Source organism: Arthrobacter sp. UYP6 (assembly GCF_040547315.1).
In the GTDB taxonomy this organism is placed as follows: Bacteria; Actinomycetota; Actinomycetes; order Actinomycetales; family Micrococcaceae; genus Arthrobacter_B.
Map to the genome: position 1 here is coordinate 61,701 of NZ_JBEPPM010000017.1, position 16,656 is coordinate 78,356.

A 16,656-nucleotide genomic window follows, 5' to 3' on the forward strand; every position below is an offset into this window, starting at 1 on the left:
ATATCCAGCGCGGTGCCGGGGAATCTCGGCACCGCGCGTCTTTTCCGCATATGAAAGGAGGCGGGTCCGTGGCGACTCTCCAATCCCCGCCCAAGACTTCAGGCAAACCCGCCCCGGGACACCGGACCCCGCGCCGTCGACCGTCTGGAAAGCTCGCTCCCTATGCCCTGCTGATTCCCTCGCTGCTGGTCCTGGCGGCCGCACTGGGCTATCCGCTCGTATGGCAGGCCGTCACCTCGCTCCAGCAGTTCGGCCTGGCCCAGCAGTTCGGCAAACCCCCTGAATTCGTGGGGCTGCAAAATTATCTGGATCTGGTGTCGGACCCCTATACCTGGATTGTGGTGGCCCGGTCCCTGGCGTTCTGCCTGGTATCCGCCGGCTCCACCATGGTGCTTGGTGTAGGGATTGCCCTGCTTCTGAAACGGGTCAACAAGGTGGTCAGGAATATCCTGCAAACCTCCCTCCTGCTGGCCTGGGCCATGCCCCTGGTGGCAGCCATGACCGTTTGGATCTGGCTCTTCGACTGGCGGCGCAGCGTGGTGAACTGGCTGCTCACCGAAGCCGGACTGGATTTCCAGAACTTCAACTGGCTCGCCTCACCCCTCACCTTCTACCTGGTGGCCGTCATCATTGTGACCTGGATGAGTGTTCCCTTTGTGGCCTTCACCGTGTATGCCGGGTTCACCCAAGTGCCGGATGAGGTGCTGGAGGCGGCACAGATGGACGGAGCCAGCGGTTTTGCGCGTCTGCGCCACATCACCCTTCCCATGATTCGTCCGGTTTTGGCCATCGTGATGCTCCTGCAGGTCATTTGGGACCTCCGGGTTTTTGCGCAGATCAAGATTCTGCAGGATGCCGGGTCTGTCCCCAGCGAAACCAACCTGCTGGGTACCTATATCCATCAGCTGGGAACAGGAGCAGGAGACTTCGGCATGTCCAGCACAGTGTCGATCTTCATGCTGGCCCTCACCTTGGGCGTGAGCTGGTTTTACGTGCGCAGGATGATTCGAGAGGACGAAGCAGCATGAGCAGTTCAATCCGACCCCCGGGCCGCCGTTCCCTGAAGCCCTCATCCTGGGTGTGGGGCGCCGTCGGGCTTCTCGTTGCGGCAATCTGGGTGTTCCCGGTCTACTGGATGCTCAACTCAGCATTCCTTCCGAACCTCACCCTGCAGGCCGGCACCCCCACCTTCCTTCCCTTTGGCGGGTCCTGGGATAACTTCCGTGCCGTCACCGCCTCCGGAAGCTTCTTCTCGGCCCTGGGCGTGAGCCTGGCCGTCACCTCCATCACCGTGGTCTGCTGCCTTTTCTTCGCGTTCCTTGGTGCGCTGGCCATCAGCCGTTTCCGGTTCCGCGGACGCCGGGGGTTTGTCCTGGCCCTGCTGCTGGTCCAGATGCTTCCCGCCGAGGGGCTGTTCATTGCGCAGTACCGCATGATGGCCAGTGTCAATCTGCTCAACTCAGTAATTGGAATCAGCATTCTCTACATTGCAGCCGTGGTGCCCTTTACCATTTGGATGCTCCGGGGGTTCGTAGCCGGCATTCCCGTGGAACTGGAGGAGGCGGCAATGGTGGACGGACTCACCCGTACGCAGGCATTTATGCGGATAACCCTGCCGCTGCTGGCTCCGGGCCTGGTGGCGTCAGGGGTCTATGCCTTCCTGCAGGCCTGGAACGAGTTCACCGTTGCCCTGGTGGTCATGACCAGCGATTCAAGCAAGACCATCCCGTTGTGGCTGCGCAGCTTCCTGCAGTCCAGTGCCAGCAGGGAAACCGACTGGGGTCAGGTGATGGCGGCCTCCACGCTTGTGGCAGTTCCGGTCATTATCTTCTTCCTGTTCGTTCAAGGGCGCATGAGCAGCGGCCTTGTGGGCGGAGCGGTGAAAGGATGAGAGCCTCCAAAGACTCCGCACTGCGCGGCCTGGTCAGCGGCACACTGCTTCCGGGGTTCTCCGGGACGCGGGCACCGGACTGGATTCTGGCGGAACTGCGGAACGGGCTCGCGGGGGTCTGCCTGTTTGGCAGCAACGTTGTTTCCGGCGAACAGCTGAGGAAACTGGCGTCATCCCTGCATAACGCCCGCCCCGGGGCGGTCATCGCCCTGGATGAGGAGGGGGGAGACGTGACCCGGCTGCACTACGCAGCAGGCTCGCCCCACCCCGGCAACGCGGTCCTTGGACGATGGGACAGGCAGGCAGAAACATACTCCTCCGCCGAAGCAATCGGCGCCGAACTCCGCCTCTCCGGCTGCACCATGAACCTGGCCCCGGTGGTCGATATTAACTCCAATCCGGAAAATCCGGTGATCGGGGTGCGCAGCTTCGGCTCAGCTCCGGCGCTGGTTGCCGGCCATGGGGCTGCCTGGATCCGAGGGCTCCAGTCAACAGGCACCTCTGCCTGCGCCAAGCATTTCCCAGGCCACGGAGACACCGGACAGGACTCCCACCTGTCGCTGCCGGTCCTCGATGCGCCCCTGGAGCTCCTCCATACGCGTGAGCTGGCACCGTTCCGCGCGGCAATCGCGGCCGGGACCGCTGCCATCATGACATCCCACATTCTGGTGCCGGCCCTGGATGCCCTGAACCCGGCCACGTTTTCGAGGGCAATTCTGCAGGACCTGCTGCGCGGGGACCTTGGTTTCACCGGTGTTGTGGTCACGGATGCCCTGGACATGTACGGAGCCAGCGGTGAGAGCGGAGTCCCGCAGGCCGCTATCCGGGCGCTGGCAGCGGGCTGTGATCTGCTCTGCCTAGGCTCCGATACGACCGAGGAGGAGTTCACCACGATTGTTGAGCGGATCATGGACGCGGTGGCAGCCGGTGAGCTCAGCCGCGACCGTCTTGGTCAGGCCGCCGAACGGGTATCCCGGCTTTCCGGCAGTACTCCGGCGCAGCAGCAGCCCGATTCGAGGCAAGAGCACCAACAGGCGCGCAGAACGGAACCCCCTGCGCCGCCCGCAACAAAGGCAGTGGCCGCTGCCTTCAGCCTCTCCGCCGCGGCCAGGACCTGGCTGGGCCGCTCCGATGCGCCAACCAGGATTCTCCAGCTGGACACCCTGGCCAACATGGCCGTTGGCCACGTCCCCTGGGGCCCGGCCTCCGTGGCAGGAGACCTGCCCGGGCAGGTGGACGTGGAAGTCGTTCGCAGCGACGGGCCGCTGCCGCGGGTTCCTGCGGGCACAAGGACCGCCCTGGTAGGCAGGGGCCTCCACCTTCAGCCGAGCTCCCGGACACTGGTCCGTGAGCTCCGCAGGCAGGAGCTGGACCTCATCGTCGTGGAAATGGGCTGGCCGTCAGCCGACGGCTCACTGGCAGATATTTGTACCTTCGGAGCTTCACAGCTGGTGAGCGGCGCTCTTCTGCAGATGCTCACAGGCACCGCAGGAGGAGCCGAATGAGGCTGGGGATAGATATTGGCGGAACAAAAACCGAAGTGGTTGCAGTAGCGCAGGGCCGCATCCTCCACCAAACAACTGTGCCAACCGGATACGGGGCAACGGCGGTGGTTGCTTCGGTGGTGGAAGCAGCGGAAGAAGTCCGCTCCCGCTGCGGCCGTGCCTTTGGGAGCTTTGAGTCAATCGGGGCAGGTATTCCGGGTCATGTTGACCACGTCTCCGGGATGGTCTCGCACGCGGTGAACCTTGGCTTTGAAACACTTGACCTCGGGGCTCTCCTGAGCCGCCGACTGGGCGCTGCCGTCACGATGGAGAACGATGTCAACGCCGCTGCCTTAGGCGCCCACCAGTGGTGGAGTACGACGGCGGGGGCCCGGGAACCGCTGTTTGCGTATCTCAATTTAGGCACCGGGTTAGCGGCAGGGCTTGTCCGTGAGGGAAGTATCTGGCGGGGGAGTAACGGCGTAGCCGGAGAGATTGGCCATATTTCCCTGCGGCCGGACGGCATCCTGTGTGCGTGCGGTCAGCGGGGATGCTTGGAGACCCTGGCCTCGGGTTCAGCCATTGCGCGGCTCTGGCCCACCGATGATCCGCTGCCGGCGGCGGCATTGAGTAGCGCCGCTGCGACGGGGGACCCCGAGGCTGTCCGGATCCTGGCGGGCGTCCACGACGGCGCCGCAACGGCGATCCAGATACTGGCGCTGGGCGCCGGAGCAGGATCCGTGGTGATTGGCGGCGGACTGACCGCGTTGGGGCCGCAGTTGTTGGCGGGGATCAGGAAGAGCCTGAAACGGTCGGCCGAGGCCTCCAAATTTGTTGCCTCGCTGGCACTTGCTGACCGGACCAGCTTCCTTCCGGACGGCTTTCCCGCCGCTGCAGTGGGAGCAGCCCTGATTGGAGCAGGCTATTCCGTCGCTGCGGAGGGAGGGACGAGTGCGGATAGTGCGGACGGAGCCGCGGGTGATCCGGACGCCATTGACTTGGTGTCCGGGTACCCCTAAACCGCCGCTCCGTCGTCGTCGTGGTGGGAGGGAAGCCGGAAGAGAAGGTAGCCGGCAGCCGCTACAAAGAGGGCGATCACGCCCAGGATGACGGCCAGGGGAGCGTTGCGCCAGAACATGGCGAATAGCAGCAGCAGGACGGGCCCGCCCAGGGCTCCCGCCCACGCCAGAACCACCAGGGGTTCGCCTGTGCTGAAGGGCGGGGGTTCGGGCGGAACAAATTCGCCTTCGGACTCGAGTTCCTCCGGCTCGTCGTAGTCCCGCGGCCCCCTGGGCGGCATGCTGCGAAACGGCTGGTTCTCGAAGATGGCGCGGGTCCGCTCAGCGGCGGAGCGGTGCACCGAGCCGTGGGGGCCGGTATCGGAAGCGGCACGGCTTCCCCCGTCCCGTCCCTGCCCTGAGCCGGTGCCCTGCCCTGACACCGGGGAACCATTGACACCGGGGGGAACCGCGGCACCCGCGGAGGGATCCGGCGTGCCGTGAACATCGCGCCCGTCCTGCCCTTGCGGTTGGTCGTCCGGTGCATCAGGTCCGTCCGTTGTGCCCGTGCGGGGCGCCGCCACCGCGTTCCGGCCGCCGTGGGTTTCATCGGCCGGCATGTTCTGCAGCCGCGAAACGAGATCCAGCCAGACCGCTTCGTCAGTGGATTCGTTGCGTTCCGGTTCACGTTCTTTCATGCTGGAGCACCTGCGCTGATCCTTTGGATGAACTGATGGGAACGGTCAAAAATTATGGGGGCGTCATGGTCCATAGTGGCCACATGGTAGCTGTTTTCCAAGGGAACCACTTCCAAGTCGCTGCCCAGATGGCGGCGCAGGACGTCCATGCTGGACTCCGGAACCACTGGATCCACGGTGGAACGGAACACGATCACCGGTGCGCTGATTCGCGGCAGTGACGCCGTCGTGTCTTTGAACAGCCGCATCAGCTGGTGCACCCCGCCAACCGGGGTCCGCCCGTACGCGCCTTCATCCTGGCCCTCGAGCTTGATGCTGTTGGCAATGGCTGGCACGGACCGCAGGACATACTTCAGCAGTCCGGAGTACCGGGCCCTGGGATCATCGATGGTCAGGCCTGGGTTCACCACTGCCACCCCCGCCACCGGGCGGTGCGCGGCGAGGCGGAGTGCCAGGGTGCCTCCCATGGACAGGCCGGCAGCAACAACCCGGTCGGTCCGGGCGGCAAGCTGCTGATAGGCCTGGTCGTAAGCGTCGTACCAGGATTCCCACGGGGTGCGGGCCAGTTCCTGCCACGTGGTTCCGTGCCCGGGAAGTAGAGGCAGGCTCACGGCGTACCCCTGCTCTGAGAGGTGCCGGGCCCATGCCGCAAGGCTGACGGGGGACCCGGTGAACCCGTGACTCAGGAGAACGCCGGTGGAGGCGTTTGCGCCTTGCCCGTCGCTGGAAAAGGCGGCTGCGCCCGGTGGGGAAGTCATATCTCTATGGTTGCATCCGGAAGCTGCTTTTCCACCCCTGCAAGGCCCAAAGTTGCCCCCCTTCCGAGCGCCGGAAATTCAGCCCGGGCAAGTGGGCGCATAGAGTAGAGAGGGGAAACCAAACCGGGTCCCTGATTTGTTATGTCCGGACGGGAGAGCTGGCTTACGTGTTCTATTGGGTGATGAAGACCATTTTCATCGGGCCGGTGGTCAATCTGCTCTTCAGGCCCTGGGTCAAAGGCATGAACAACGTGCCCGAAACCGGTCCCGCCGTACTGGTGAGCAACCACTTGTCCTTTTCCGATTCGATCTTCCTGCCGCTGGCGGTGCCACGGCCCGTGAGCTTCCTGGCCAAGTCCGAGTACTTTACGGGCAAGGGCATCAAGGGCAAGCTCACAGCTGCCTTCTTCCGGCTCACCAATCAGCTTCCGATGGACCGCTCCGGCGGTGCGGCATCGGCCAGTTCCCTGAGTGCAGGAGTGGACGTCCTGGAGAACGGCGGGCTTCTGGGCATATATCCGGAAGGCACGCGCAGCCCCGACGGACGGCTGTACCGGGGCAAGACCGGGGTAGCCAAGCTGGTGCTGAAAACCGGAGTACCGGTGATTCCCGTCGCCATGATCGGCACCGACAAGGTTCAGCCGATTGGCCGCAAAATCCCCAACATCCGTCGGATTGGCATCATCGTGGGGGAACCGCTGGACTTCTCCCGCTACGCCGGAATGGAGAACGACCGGTTTATCCAGCGTTCGGTAACCGATGAAATCATGTATGAATTGATGCGCCTTTCCGGTCAGGAATACGTGGATGTCTACGCCAGCACCATGAAGGAAAAGCAGGCAGCCGCGCGTAAAGTCTCCAAGGGCGCCGAAGCCCGCAGTGCGGCAGTGCGCGTTCCCGAGTCCGGCCCGACCGTTCCCGGAGATACCCCTGACGGGGGCAGGCCTGCCGAGCCCGGCGGCCGTGCCCGTCCGGCAACCGCTCCCGGTTCCCATGGCACAATCGACGACGGCGCTGCTGCCGCCGGTGCTCCCGTACCTGGCCAGGAAACCGAAGCCGGTGACGTCCAGGAACCCTCCACCCGCAGGTCCATCCGGAAGCCAGGTTCCGTGACCACCATCGGCCGCAGGAAGACCCCGCGCACGGAAAACGGTGCAGAGCCCGAAGATACGCAGCCGCACAGCGCCTAAGGACGGCCGTGGCGCAGTGCAAGCATTGCGCGTCCCGGGCGCTACGTTACGTCCTGTCGCCGGCCGCTTCTGCCCCAAGGCGTTCCAGACAGTACCCTTAAAGGCGTGACTTACACTCCAGTTGATAACGCGTTAGATTCTTCCACCGCCGCTCGCCCGGGCGCGGCGGATTATCCCGGCCTGGATGACTGGCGGTCCCTGCCGATCGCGCAGCAGCCATCGTGGCGCGAGCACCCCGGTTATGCGGCAGCAGTCGCTGAGTTGTCGATGGTTCCTCCGCTGGTTTTCGCCGGCGAGGTGGATATCCTCCGTACCCGGCTGGCCGCAGCGGCCCAGGGTAAAGCGTTCCTGCTGCAGGGCGGAGACTGCGCGGAGACCTTCGACGGTGCCACAGCGGACAAGATCAGTGCACGGGTGAAGACCATCCTGCAGATGGCCGTTGTCCTCACCTACGGCGCGTCGGTGCCGGTGATCAAGATGGGCCGCATGGCTGGCCAGTTTGCCAAGCCCCGCTCCTCGAACGACGAGACGCGTGAAGGACAGACCCTGCCGGCCTACCGCGGGGACATGGTGAACGGCTATGACTTCACCCCCGAGTCCCGTGAGCACAACCCGGCTCGGATGGTCCGCGCCTACCACACGTCCGCGTCCACGCTGAACCTCATCCGAGCCTTCACCCAGGGAGGGTTTGCGGACCTGCGCCTGGTGCATCACTGGAATAAGGGGTTCACCTCCAATCCGGCGCATTCGCGCTACGAATCGCTGGCCCGGGAGATCGACCGCGCCGTCCGCTTCATGGACGCCTGCGGTGCCGATTTTGAGGCCCTGAAGCGGGTGGAATTCTTTGCCAGCCACGAGGCCCTGCTGCTGGATTACGAGCGGGCGCTGACCCGCATCGATTCCCGTACCGGGCAGCCCTACGATACCTCGGGACACTTCCTCTGGATCGGGGAGCGTACGCGCGACCTGGACTCCGCCCACGTGGAGTTCCTCTCCAAGGTGCGTAACCCGATTGGTGTGAAGCTTGGCCCGAATACCAAGCCCGAGGACGCCCTCGCCCTGATCGACAAGCTGGATCCCGATCGTGAGCCCGGACGCCTGACGTTCATCACCCGCATGGGCGCGAACAACATCCGCGAGAAGCTGCCTCCGCTGGTGGAGCGGGTCACCGCCTCCGGTGCACAGGTCCTGTGGGTGACCGATCCCATGCACGGCAACACTGTCACCTCGCCCAACGGGTACAAGACACGCAACTTTGACGACGTGATGGACGAGGTGCGCGGCTTCTTTGAAGTGCACAACTCGCTGGGCACGTTCCCGGGCGGCCTGCACGTGGAAATGACCGGCGACGACGTTGCCGAGTGCCTTGGCGGCGCGGACCCGATCGACCAGGAGGCCTTCCTTGAGGGCTATGAATCGGTCTGCGACCCGCGGCTGAACCACATGCAGTCCCTCGAGATGGCCTTTTTGGTAGCCGGGGCGCTCTCCCGCCAGGGGGACTAACCGGCACCGGGACTCTGTCCGGGCGAGACCTGGACGCAAGCCCCTGACACAGCAGAAGGGCACGCCCGCCGGGCGTGCCCTTCTGCTGTGTCAGGTGTTGTTAGACCACACGCAGCGTGATGACCGATCCCTCCGGCGCCATGGATCCGCCACTGGGATCCTGCGACTGGACGATACCCAGCAGGCCGCCGAGCAGTTCACTGATCTGAACCTGGAAGCCGAGTCCCTCCAACTGGGCCCGTGCATCTTCGGGGGACTTGCGCACCACGTTGGGAACCTGCACCATAACCGGCCCCTTGGACAGGGTCAGCGTGACTGCGGAGCCGCGGTCCACCATCCCTGAGGCGGGAGCCTGCAGGGCAACCGACCCGTCCGGCACGTCGCTGCTGTTCACCCGGTCGGGAAGTACCTCGGCGCTCAGGCCTGCCTCCTTGAGGATCTGCACTGCTTCCTCCTCGGACTTACCAACAATCGAAGGGACCTCCACGGGCGCCGGGCCCAGGGAGAGAACCAGATTCACCGCTGTATCGCGCCGTAGCTGTGTGTCCGGAGCCGGGAACTGGCTGATGATCTTGCCGGCGTCGATGGTCTCGCTGTATTCCTCCGTCACCGCTCCCACAGTGAGGCCGGCATCCGTGATGTTCTCCGTGGCAGCCTGCGCGGTGCGCTGCACCACGTTGGGAACGTCGAAGAGTTCGGGACCCTTGCTGATCAGCAGGGTCACCGGGTGAAAGCGCCGGATCTCCGCCGGGGCATCGGGATCCGTTCCGACGGCGAGTCCGGCCACGACAATCTCATCATGGACCTCGCTGGTGGAGTATTTCAGCCCCTCCCCGCTGAGCAGAGCGCCGGCGGCTTCCTGCGAGACATTGGCGACGTCCGGAACGGTGACCACGGCGCCGGGCCCGCGGCCAAAGAACCATCCGGTAAAAACGGCGGCGGCGATCAGCAGCACGGCAAGAACCACGAGCAGCGCCCCACGCCTGCGGGGTCGTCCCCGCCGCAGGGACACTTCCGGCCGGTGCGCCTCGCGGCTGCTCTGCCGATGGAAGGCCTTAGCCTCCCGTCGGGCCGCCCGCCGCTGCGCACGGGTTCCCGCCGCTGCGCTCTCCGGGGGGACGTCGTCGTCGTGCTCGTTACGGCGGTCATCATCGCCGGGGCCGGAGGGCGGCTCCTGGCCGCCGCCGCCCGTCCACCCGCCGGCGGGGAATACGGAGGTGGCGTTGTCGCTGCGGCGGATGACCTCAGTGGGATAGGCTCCGGCGCCGCGGGAGGCCGCGCCCGCTGCCGAGATGACTTCAGTGGCGCCGGCCGGAGACCGGTTAAGGGCGGTGGTGGCGAACGGGTCCAGCGCTTCGGTGGCATCGGAACCTGCCGGATGCTGTGTCCCTGACTGGTCCTGTTCAACCGGGCCGGAACAATGGAAGTCCAGTTGGGCGTCGCTGAGCGAGGTGCGGATATGGCGCAGCTCGCCCAGCAGCGCCCTGCCGTCGACCGGGCGGTTGTCGGGGTCCGGGGCCGTGCACCACTGGACCAGCTCGTCCAGGTCCGGGGCCAGGCCGGGGCAGAGTACCGAGGGCGCCGGCACCGTGGAATGGACATGCTGGAAGGCAATTTGGATAGGTGCGGTGCCGGTAAAGGGTTGGACGCCGGTGAGCATTTCGTACAGCATGATGCCCGCTGAATACACGTCGCTGCGCTCGTCGGCGCCGCTGCCGGTCACCAGCTCAGGCGCCAAATAGGCAACCGTCCCCACCAGCGTGCCGGTATTGGTACTGGTGGATACGGCTCTGGCAAGGCCAAAGTCGGCGATTTTAATGCTGCCGTTATCGGCAAGCAGGACATTCTCGGGCTTGACGTCCCGGTGAATCAGTCCCGCGTCGTGGGCGGCGGCCAACCCGTCCACCACCGCGTCCAGCAGGGCAAGGGCAAGACGCGGGGAGAGCCGCGTGCGGGTTTCCAGCAGTTCCCGCAGCGTCTTGCCGGGGACATACTCCATCACCAGATAGGCCAGGTTTTCGGCGAACCCCTGGTCCAGGACACCGACGACGTGCGGGTGGGACAGCCGGGCGGCGGACTTGGCTTCGCGTTCAAACCGGTCCAGAAAACCACGGTCGGCGGCCAGATGCGGATACAGCACCTTGAGCGCAACATCGCGGTCCAGCCGCAGGTCAGTGGCCAAGTAGACCGTGGACATTCCGCCGCGGGCAATACGGGACAGCACCTGGTAGCGATCATCAACTACGGTGCCGACTAAGGGGTCATTCACGGGTTCATGCACTCTTAGATCCTACGTGTGCCAAAGGGCAGGGTCCGGATCGACACCCGATCCGGACCCTGCCCTGCGTGGAGTGGCGGAGCCGCTAGGAGAAGGACTGGCGGTGTGCCAGCACCGAGGCAACGTAGCCCCGCGTGTCCTCGTACATGCCCTGGGTGGTGACTGAATACTGGCCCTGGTAGTAGGAAGCCACGGCGGTCTCCAGGCTGTCGCTGGTGCGGATCAGGGACCGAATGATGGCAACGCCCGCGGTGGCGTTGTCATAGGGATCCAGCAGGTTCAGCGGGCGGCCCACAAGATCGGAGGCCCAGTCGCCGGAGCTGGGGATAACCTGCATGGCGCCGATGGCATTGGCGGGGGAGACAGCCCGCTGGTCAAAGCCTGATTCCTGGAAGGAGAAGGCCATCGCCAGAGCGGGATCAACGCCCATCTCTGCGGCCGTCTGCGCAACAATCTGCTGCATTTCCGCACGGGCAGGCACCGCGGTGTTGTTGAGTGCCTGCTTATTCACGTTGGCGTCGGCAACCACATGGTCCGGGTAGGTGTAATGCAGGAACGTGTTCGGTATCAGATCCGCCGGTGCAGCTTCCAAAGGTGCGTTGGAGAGCGTGGTAACGGAGCCGCCGCCGGACAGGACGACGACGTCGCCCGGGTGCAGCACGGTGCCCTCGTCCATGCCGTTGGCCGACATAAGCTCGGCCAGGCCCACAATGTGGCGTGCAGCGATCCCGGTGAGGGTGTCGCCGGCCTCCACGGTGTGGCTTGCGGCGGACGCGGCGGGAGCAGCCGCGGCCGGTGCCGCTGAAGGTGCCGCACCGCCGGAGAGGGAGATTTCCTGTCCCGGGCGGATGATGGAGGTCAGAGTCAGGCCATTGGCTGCCAGGATGCTGTCCAGGCTGACGCCGTGCGCGGCTGCAATGCCGCTGAGGGTGTCGCCGGCTTCCACCGTGTATGCCCCAGCGGTGGAGGCGGGTGCTGAGGGAGCGGAAGAAACCGATCCGGGCAGGCGCAGTTCTTCGCCGGCGAAGATCAGGGAGCTGCTCTGGAGGTTGTTCACGCGGAGCACTTCATCCTGCGACAGACCGTAACGAGCCGCAATTGAGCTGACGGTGTCTCCGGCTTCGATCCGGTGTGTGGCCGGCACGCTGGATTCGGCGGCAATGGTAAAGGGAATCTGGGTAGCCAGCTGTGAGGGAGCAACAAGGTTGTTGGTCGTCACGGCAGTCAGGTTTTTGATGGCCTGCAGCGGGAGCTGCGGGAAAAGTGTGGCATCCGGGTGGACGGGGGCAGCCTGAGCCGGTTCAGCAAGAGCGAGTGCTGACATCATCACCGCCGGAATGGCCGCCGTGGTTACGGCAACACTGAGCTTGCGTGGCATTCCCCTTGAAATGGAACGCGGGGAATTGCTTCCCTGAATCGACTGAGCAGTCATAAAGGGTTGTTTCCTCATCTGTAGACGGCGCGGCCTTTACCGCAACTCGGGAAACCACTCATAACAGTGGTAACAGTGGTGCGAGTGTGACAGAAGTTATTTCTGTGACCTAAGCGAATTTACACTACGAGGGCTCGGAGCAGTACTTGAGTACTTCCGCTACCCCTGTTTCAGTTGCACAACGGATCAAAAGTGGCCCGGGAGAGGGTTCTCGTGGGACCCTAAGAGGGTGACTGAACTTGAGGAACTTGTTTCCGACTGGCTGACCCTGCCCGATGTGGCTGAAAAACTGAACGTATCCATTACTAAGGTGCACAGCATGCTCGAAGAGCGTGCGCTGGTGGCCGTGCGGCTCGGTGAGCGCAAAATCCGCAGCATTCCCGCCGCCTTTATTGACGACGGCGCTGTCCTGGACAGTCTGAAGGGCACGATTTCCGTGCTGATCGACGCCGGCTACAGTGACGTTGAAATGGTCCGCTGGCTCTTTACGGCAGATGACTCTCTGCCGGGGCGTCCCGTGGATGCCCTGCGTGAAGGGCGGAAGACGGAAATCCGCCGCCGCGCCCAGGCTCTGGGCTGGTAATCCGGGACACTGAATAGCCCCAAGCAGCGGCTCCCGTTTCACACGGGAGCCGCTGCTTCTTTAATCGGGCAGCCGTGCTGCGGGCCGGATCAGGTGGTGCCCAACAGGATCACGCAGTTCGGGTGACCGCTGCATGGGCGAGGGAACGCAGGGCCGCCCGGGTGATCTCGTCTACAGGCATCTGTTCCAGCGCATCGAAAGCCGCGCGGGTGTGGCCCTCAATAAGACTTTCAGTGGCAGCCAGCGCACCGGAGTCTTCCATCAGCTCGCGCAGCCGGGCCACGCCGTCGTCGTCCAGGTCTTCGCGGCCCAGCCCGGCAGCAATGAGCTCCTGAGCGGAAGGGCCGCCCAGGGCAAGGGCATAGGCGACCAGGACGGTGCGTTTTCCTTCCCGCAGATCATCCCCGGCGGGCTTGCCGGTCTGGGCCGGATCGCCAAAAACGCCCAGGACGTCGTCGCGGAGCTGGAAGGCTTCGCCCAGCGGCAGCGCAAAACGCGAGTACCAGTCCAGGAGTTCATCCGTTGCCCCCGCCAGTGCTCCGCCGAGTGTCAGCGGGTGCTGCGTGGTGTATTTCGCTGATTTGTAGCGCAGGATATTCCGGGCGCGCACGACGGCGCGCTCCGGCTGGTGCGTGGGGCCCACCACTTCCTCGAGGATGTCCAGGTACTGCCCGGCCATCACCTCGGTGCGCATCCGGTTAAAGATCCGTCTGGCCGGTGTGCCGTGCGCGGCCTGGGCGCCTACCGCGGCGAACATTTCCTCGCTCAGCGACAGGCACAGGTCGCCGGCCAGGATGGCGGCGGAGGAACCGAAGTGGGTTCCGTCCAGATGCCAGGCGGCGTCGCTGTGGGCCGTGCTGAACCGCCGGTGAACGCTGGGGCCGCCCCGCCGGGTGTCCGAGCGGTCAATGATGTCGTCATGGATCAGGGCAGCGCTCTGGAATAGCTCCAGGGCCACACCGGACCGGACCGCTGCCGTTCCCAGCTCGGCTCCGCCGGCTCCGCGCCAGCCCCAGTAATTCAGCAGGGCCCGCAGGCGCTTTCCGCCCTGGGCCAGCGAGGACACGGCATCCAGCAACGGAAGGGATTCCATGGACACCTCCTGGAGCACTGACTGCTGTTCGGAGAGGAAAGCGTCCAGCTCCGCGCTGAGGTGTTCACGGTACGAGGACTGTTCCCGGGCTGCGTTCGCCTCGGCAGAAGGCAGGACGGTTGGCACGGCCGGGCCTACTTGGCTGACTCGGGGAGCGTGTTGATGCTGGCGGTGTACGTGAAGCCGCCCTCACGGGGAACCACCGTCACATTCGCTGTGTCATCGGCACCGGAACGTGAGAACTGCTGAACGGTGGCAGTTTTTCGGACCTCAGGATCGGCCGGGGTAAATCCCTGCGCCGTGAACGTTTTGGCGTAGAAGGCCAGAATTTCCTTCGCGGGGGCATCCGTTGTTGCGCTCAGCGAAGCGGTGAAGAGCTTGCTGGTTTCCTCAAAGCTCGTAGTCAGCGGGGTGGACCCCGGCATGACGGGAACGAGGTTGGTGGGAAAGCCGTCAGCAATGGCCGATGACGTGGAGCTCGGTGAGGCCGTGGTGGTGCTGCTGGCCGACGGTGAGGCTCCGGTTGTTGTGGAGGTGCCGGGGGAGGCTGATCCGCTGGCTGTCGGGGACGCCGAACCGGGTGCCGGGGACGCCGTGGCGGAGGTTTCTCCGGTTCCGGCGTTAGTGTTTTCCGACGCCGGGGTGCACCCCGCGGCGACCAGTGCCAGGGCAGCAGCAGTGAGAGCAATCAGTGGCTTTTTCATGGGTATCCGCATCTTGTGGGAGGTCAGGATCTGGTCCCCAGTCTAGGGGAAGCCCAGATGTCGGACCCGTTGTCTAGGATGAAGGAGTGAGCAATGGCCCCAGCGAAAACCGCGACTGCACGATCATGCACGTGGATATGGATGCCTTCTACGTCTCTGTGGAACTGCTCAAGCGCCCGGAGTTGGCAGGACGCCCCATCATCGTCGGCGGACTGGGCGGCAGATCTGTTGTCCTGTCGGCCTCCTATGAGGCCAGACGGTACGGAGTCCATTCCGCCATGCCCATGTCAGTGGCCTACCGCCAGTGCCCGCAGGCTGTCATCCTGGAGCCGCACCAAGAGGCCTACCGTGAGGTCTCGGGACGCCTCATGGCCATTTTTGAATCGATTACGCCGCTGGTGGAACCGCTGAGTGTTGATGAAGCCTTCCTGGACATTGCCGGTGCCATGCGGCTGCTTGGCCCGCCCCGGGCTATTGGAGAGCTGATCCGCAGGCGGGTGGCCGCCGAATTGGGCATCACCGCCAGCGTAGGCATAGCGGCCACCAAGTTCGTTGCCAAGATTGCCTCAACGCGCTCCAAACCGGACGGGCTGTTGTTGATTCCCCGGAATGAAACTGTTGACTTCCTGCACACTCTGGATGTCTCGGCTCTGTGGGGAGTCGGCGCCAAGACCCGGGAAACCCTGGGCAGGGTGGGAATCTCCACAGTGGAGGATGTTGCCCGTACCCCGGTCAGTGTCCTGAAACGCCTCTTGGGGGCCACGGGGGAGCATGTGTACGAGCTGGCGTGGGGGAGGGATCCGCGCAGCGTCAGTCCGGTGCGGGCAGAGAAGAGCATCGGCGCAGAGGAGACCTTTGCACAGGATGTCTTCGAAGATGAAATCCTGCACACCGAGCTGCTGCGGCTGGCGCACAAGACGGCAGTGCGGCTCCGGGCCGCGGGCCTGCAGTGCCGGGCGGTGTCCCTGAAGCTGCGGTATGCCGATTTTTCCACTATCACCCGCAGCCGAACCCTGCGGGAACCGGTGGACAGCGCCCAGCTGATCTATGAGGAAGTGCGCGCCCTCCTGACGGCGCTGGGACCCCGGCGGATGAGTGTGCGGCTGATCGGGCTTCGGACCGAACGGCTGGAACCGGCAGAAAATGCGGCTGTCCAGCTGACCTTGGATGGCCGTGACGACAACTGGCGGTCGGCGGAAGATGCCCTGGACAAAATCAATGCCCGGTTTGGCGAGCTGGGCGTGGTGCCGGCCCGCCTGCTGGCACCTTCTCCGCGAGGACGTACCGGCCGCGTATCGGGGCAAATCCCGGCTCCGCCGCAGGGGCAGGACTAAGCCCTAGGCGGAATGATTCCCCCTGGTGTGCCCGCTGCTTTCCCCGGACCAGAATGCCACCTATCCTAGGACGTAAGCACAACAAGCGTTCTGTCCGGGTCATCGGTCCAGGTGTTGTCTTCGGAAGTCCGGGGCACCGCCGCAGTTATCCGGGGTCCCGGCGGCGGGAACCGCCCCGGTACCGGGATCGTTGGTTGGTTTACATGGGAATTTCGGACCGCAAGGAGGCAGTAATGGCACTCTCGGAACACGAGCAGCGCTTGCTGGACCAGTTGGAGCAGCAATTACACGCCGAGGACCCCAAGTTTGCCAACTCGATGGCGACCCCGGCGGGAACAGGAATTTCGACCCGGCGGATAGTGCTGGGCGCACTGGTCGCGGTGGCAGGTATTGGGCTGCTTCTGGGAGGCGTTGCTTCCAACACGCCGTTCAGCACCGTCCTTGGGATACTGGGTTTCCTGGTGATGGGGGCCGGTGTCTACTACGCGACTACTCGGGGCAAACGGGGTTCACGGCCCAACTCTCCGGCCAGCAGGAAAGAGCGTGAGGCCAGCTCATCCAAGAACTTCATGAGCAATCTGGAGAACAAATGGGATGAGCGCAAGCGCGACCAGTAGGTTGCGCGGCCGGTAATTTCAAGAACCAGGATCCTCTTTCCTCCACCGCCATCCTCCACGTCCGGAAAAGACCCGCTGCGGCGGGTCTTTTTG

Annotated in this window: 14 protein-coding genes and 1 pseudogene; 9 read left to right on the top strand and 6 right to left on the bottom strand. The window is 64.5% G+C overall.

All coding sequences use genetic code 11. The features are described from left to right. The first annotated feature begins 50 nt into the window (after nucleotides 1-50). Genes ABIB35_RS14415 through ABIB35_RS14430 form a run of 4 tightly spaced genes read left to right on the top strand, consistent with a single transcriptional unit; the run spans nucleotide 51 to nucleotide 4,394 of the window. Nucleotides 51-1,028, top strand: a complete 978-nt coding sequence (locus ABIB35_RS14415; RefSeq protein ID WP_502915795.1) for a carbohydrate ABC transporter permease — start codon at nucleotides 51-53, stop codon at nucleotides 1,026-1,028. Beyond that, a complete protein-coding gene (locus ABIB35_RS14420) occupies nucleotides 1,025-1,891 on the top strand; it encodes a carbohydrate ABC transporter permease (protein ID WP_354182415.1) in 867 nt (288 codons plus the stop codon). The genes ABIB35_RS14415 and ABIB35_RS14420 overlap by 4 nt, the downstream gene beginning before the upstream one ends. Further along, complete coding sequence (locus tag ABIB35_RS14425) at nucleotides 1,888-3,396, top strand: glycoside hydrolase family 3 protein (protein ID WP_354182416.1); 1,509 nt, start codon at nucleotides 1,888-1,890, stop codon at nucleotides 3,394-3,396. The genes ABIB35_RS14420 and ABIB35_RS14425 overlap by 4 nt, the downstream gene beginning before the upstream one ends. Beyond that, entirely contained in the window at nucleotides 3,393-4,394 is a 1,002-nt protein-coding gene (locus tag ABIB35_RS14430; RefSeq protein ID WP_354182417.1) for an ROK family protein, read from the top strand. Before ABIB35_RS14425 ends, ABIB35_RS14430 begins: the two co-directional genes overlap by 4 nt. On the opposite strand, the gene ABIB35_RS14435 is transcribed toward ABIB35_RS14430, so the two are convergent. Both ABIB35_RS14435 and ABIB35_RS14440 read right to left on the bottom strand, forming a co-directional pair. Continuing rightward, the gene (locus tag ABIB35_RS14435; RefSeq protein WP_354182418.1) at nucleotides 4,391-5,071 is read right to left on the bottom strand and encodes a hypothetical protein; all 681 of its coding nucleotides are present in this window, start codon (nucleotides 5,069-5,071) and stop codon (nucleotides 4,391-4,393) included. The genes ABIB35_RS14430 and ABIB35_RS14435 overlap by 4 nt on opposite strands. Next, the gene (locus ABIB35_RS14440) at nucleotides 5,068-5,829 is read right to left on the bottom strand and encodes an alpha/beta hydrolase (protein ID WP_354182419.1); all 762 of its coding nucleotides are present in this window, start codon (nucleotides 5,827-5,829) and stop codon (nucleotides 5,068-5,070) included. The genes ABIB35_RS14435 and ABIB35_RS14440 overlap by 4 nt, the downstream gene beginning before the upstream one ends. Before the next feature lie 167 nt (nucleotides 5,830-5,996). Between ABIB35_RS14440 and ABIB35_RS14445 the strand changes: the two are divergent. Together ABIB35_RS14445 and ABIB35_RS14450 are read left to right on the top strand one after the other, a co-directional pair. Next, a pseudogene (locus ABIB35_RS14445) lies at nucleotides 5,997-6,671 on the top strand (lysophospholipid acyltransferase family protein); the annotation flags it as partial. A gap of 453 nt (nucleotides 6,672-7,124) precedes the next feature. Further along, nucleotides 7,125-8,522 (top strand): class II 3-deoxy-7-phosphoheptulonate synthase, encoded by a 1,398-nt coding sequence (locus tag ABIB35_RS14450; protein WP_354182420.1) that lies wholly within the window; start codon nucleotides 7,125-7,127, stop codon nucleotides 8,520-8,522. Between the two features lie 100 nt (nucleotides 8,523-8,622). Here ABIB35_RS14450 and ABIB35_RS14455 read toward each other — a convergent pair whose 3' ends face one another. Further along, nucleotides 8,623-10,803, bottom strand: coding sequence for a Stk1 family PASTA domain-containing Ser/Thr kinase (locus ABIB35_RS14455; RefSeq protein WP_354182421.1), 2,181 nt, complete (start codon nucleotides 10,801-10,803; stop codon nucleotides 8,623-8,625). An 82-nt stretch (nucleotides 10,804-10,885) separates the two neighbouring features. Continuing rightward, entirely contained in the window at nucleotides 10,886-12,178 is a 1,293-nt protein-coding gene (locus ABIB35_RS14460) for a lytic transglycosylase (protein ID WP_354182422.1), read from the bottom strand. A 283-nt stretch (nucleotides 12,179-12,461) separates the two neighbouring features. Here ABIB35_RS14460 and ABIB35_RS14465 point away from each other — a divergent pair, with 283 nt between their 5' ends. After that, a complete protein-coding gene (locus tag ABIB35_RS14465; RefSeq protein WP_354182423.1) occupies nucleotides 12,462-12,815 on the top strand; it encodes an Rv2175c family DNA-binding protein in 354 nt (117 codons plus the stop codon). A gap of 109 nt (nucleotides 12,816-12,924) precedes the next feature. Here the strand turns inward: ABIB35_RS14465 and ABIB35_RS14470 are convergent, their stop codons facing one another. Together ABIB35_RS14470 and ABIB35_RS14475 are read right to left on the bottom strand one after the other, a co-directional pair. Beyond that, the gene (locus ABIB35_RS14470) at nucleotides 12,925-14,034 is read right to left on the bottom strand and encodes a polyprenyl synthetase family protein (RefSeq protein WP_354182424.1); all 1,110 of its coding nucleotides are present in this window, start codon (nucleotides 14,032-14,034) and stop codon (nucleotides 12,925-12,927) included. An 8-nt stretch (nucleotides 14,035-14,042) separates the two neighbouring features. Then, nucleotides 14,043-14,612, bottom strand: coding sequence for a hypothetical protein (locus ABIB35_RS14475; RefSeq protein ID WP_354182425.1), 570 nt, complete (start codon nucleotides 14,610-14,612; stop codon nucleotides 14,043-14,045). A gap of 86 nt (nucleotides 14,613-14,698) precedes the next feature. Here ABIB35_RS14475 and dinB point away from each other — a divergent pair, with 86 nt between their 5' ends. Both dinB and ABIB35_RS14485 read left to right on the top strand, forming a co-directional pair. Beyond that, nucleotides 14,699-15,946: a DNA polymerase IV gene (gene dinB / locus ABIB35_RS14480; protein ID WP_354182426.1), complete on the top strand. Its 1,248-nt coding sequence runs from the start codon at nucleotides 14,699-14,701 to the stop codon at nucleotides 15,944-15,946. A 233-nt stretch (nucleotides 15,947-16,179) separates the two neighbouring features. Then, nucleotides 16,180-16,563, top strand: a complete 384-nt coding sequence (locus tag ABIB35_RS14485) for an SCO2097 family morphological protein (protein ID WP_354182427.1) — start codon at nucleotides 16,180-16,182, stop codon at nucleotides 16,561-16,563. The last annotated feature ends 93 nt before the right edge of the window (nucleotides 16,564-16,656 follow it).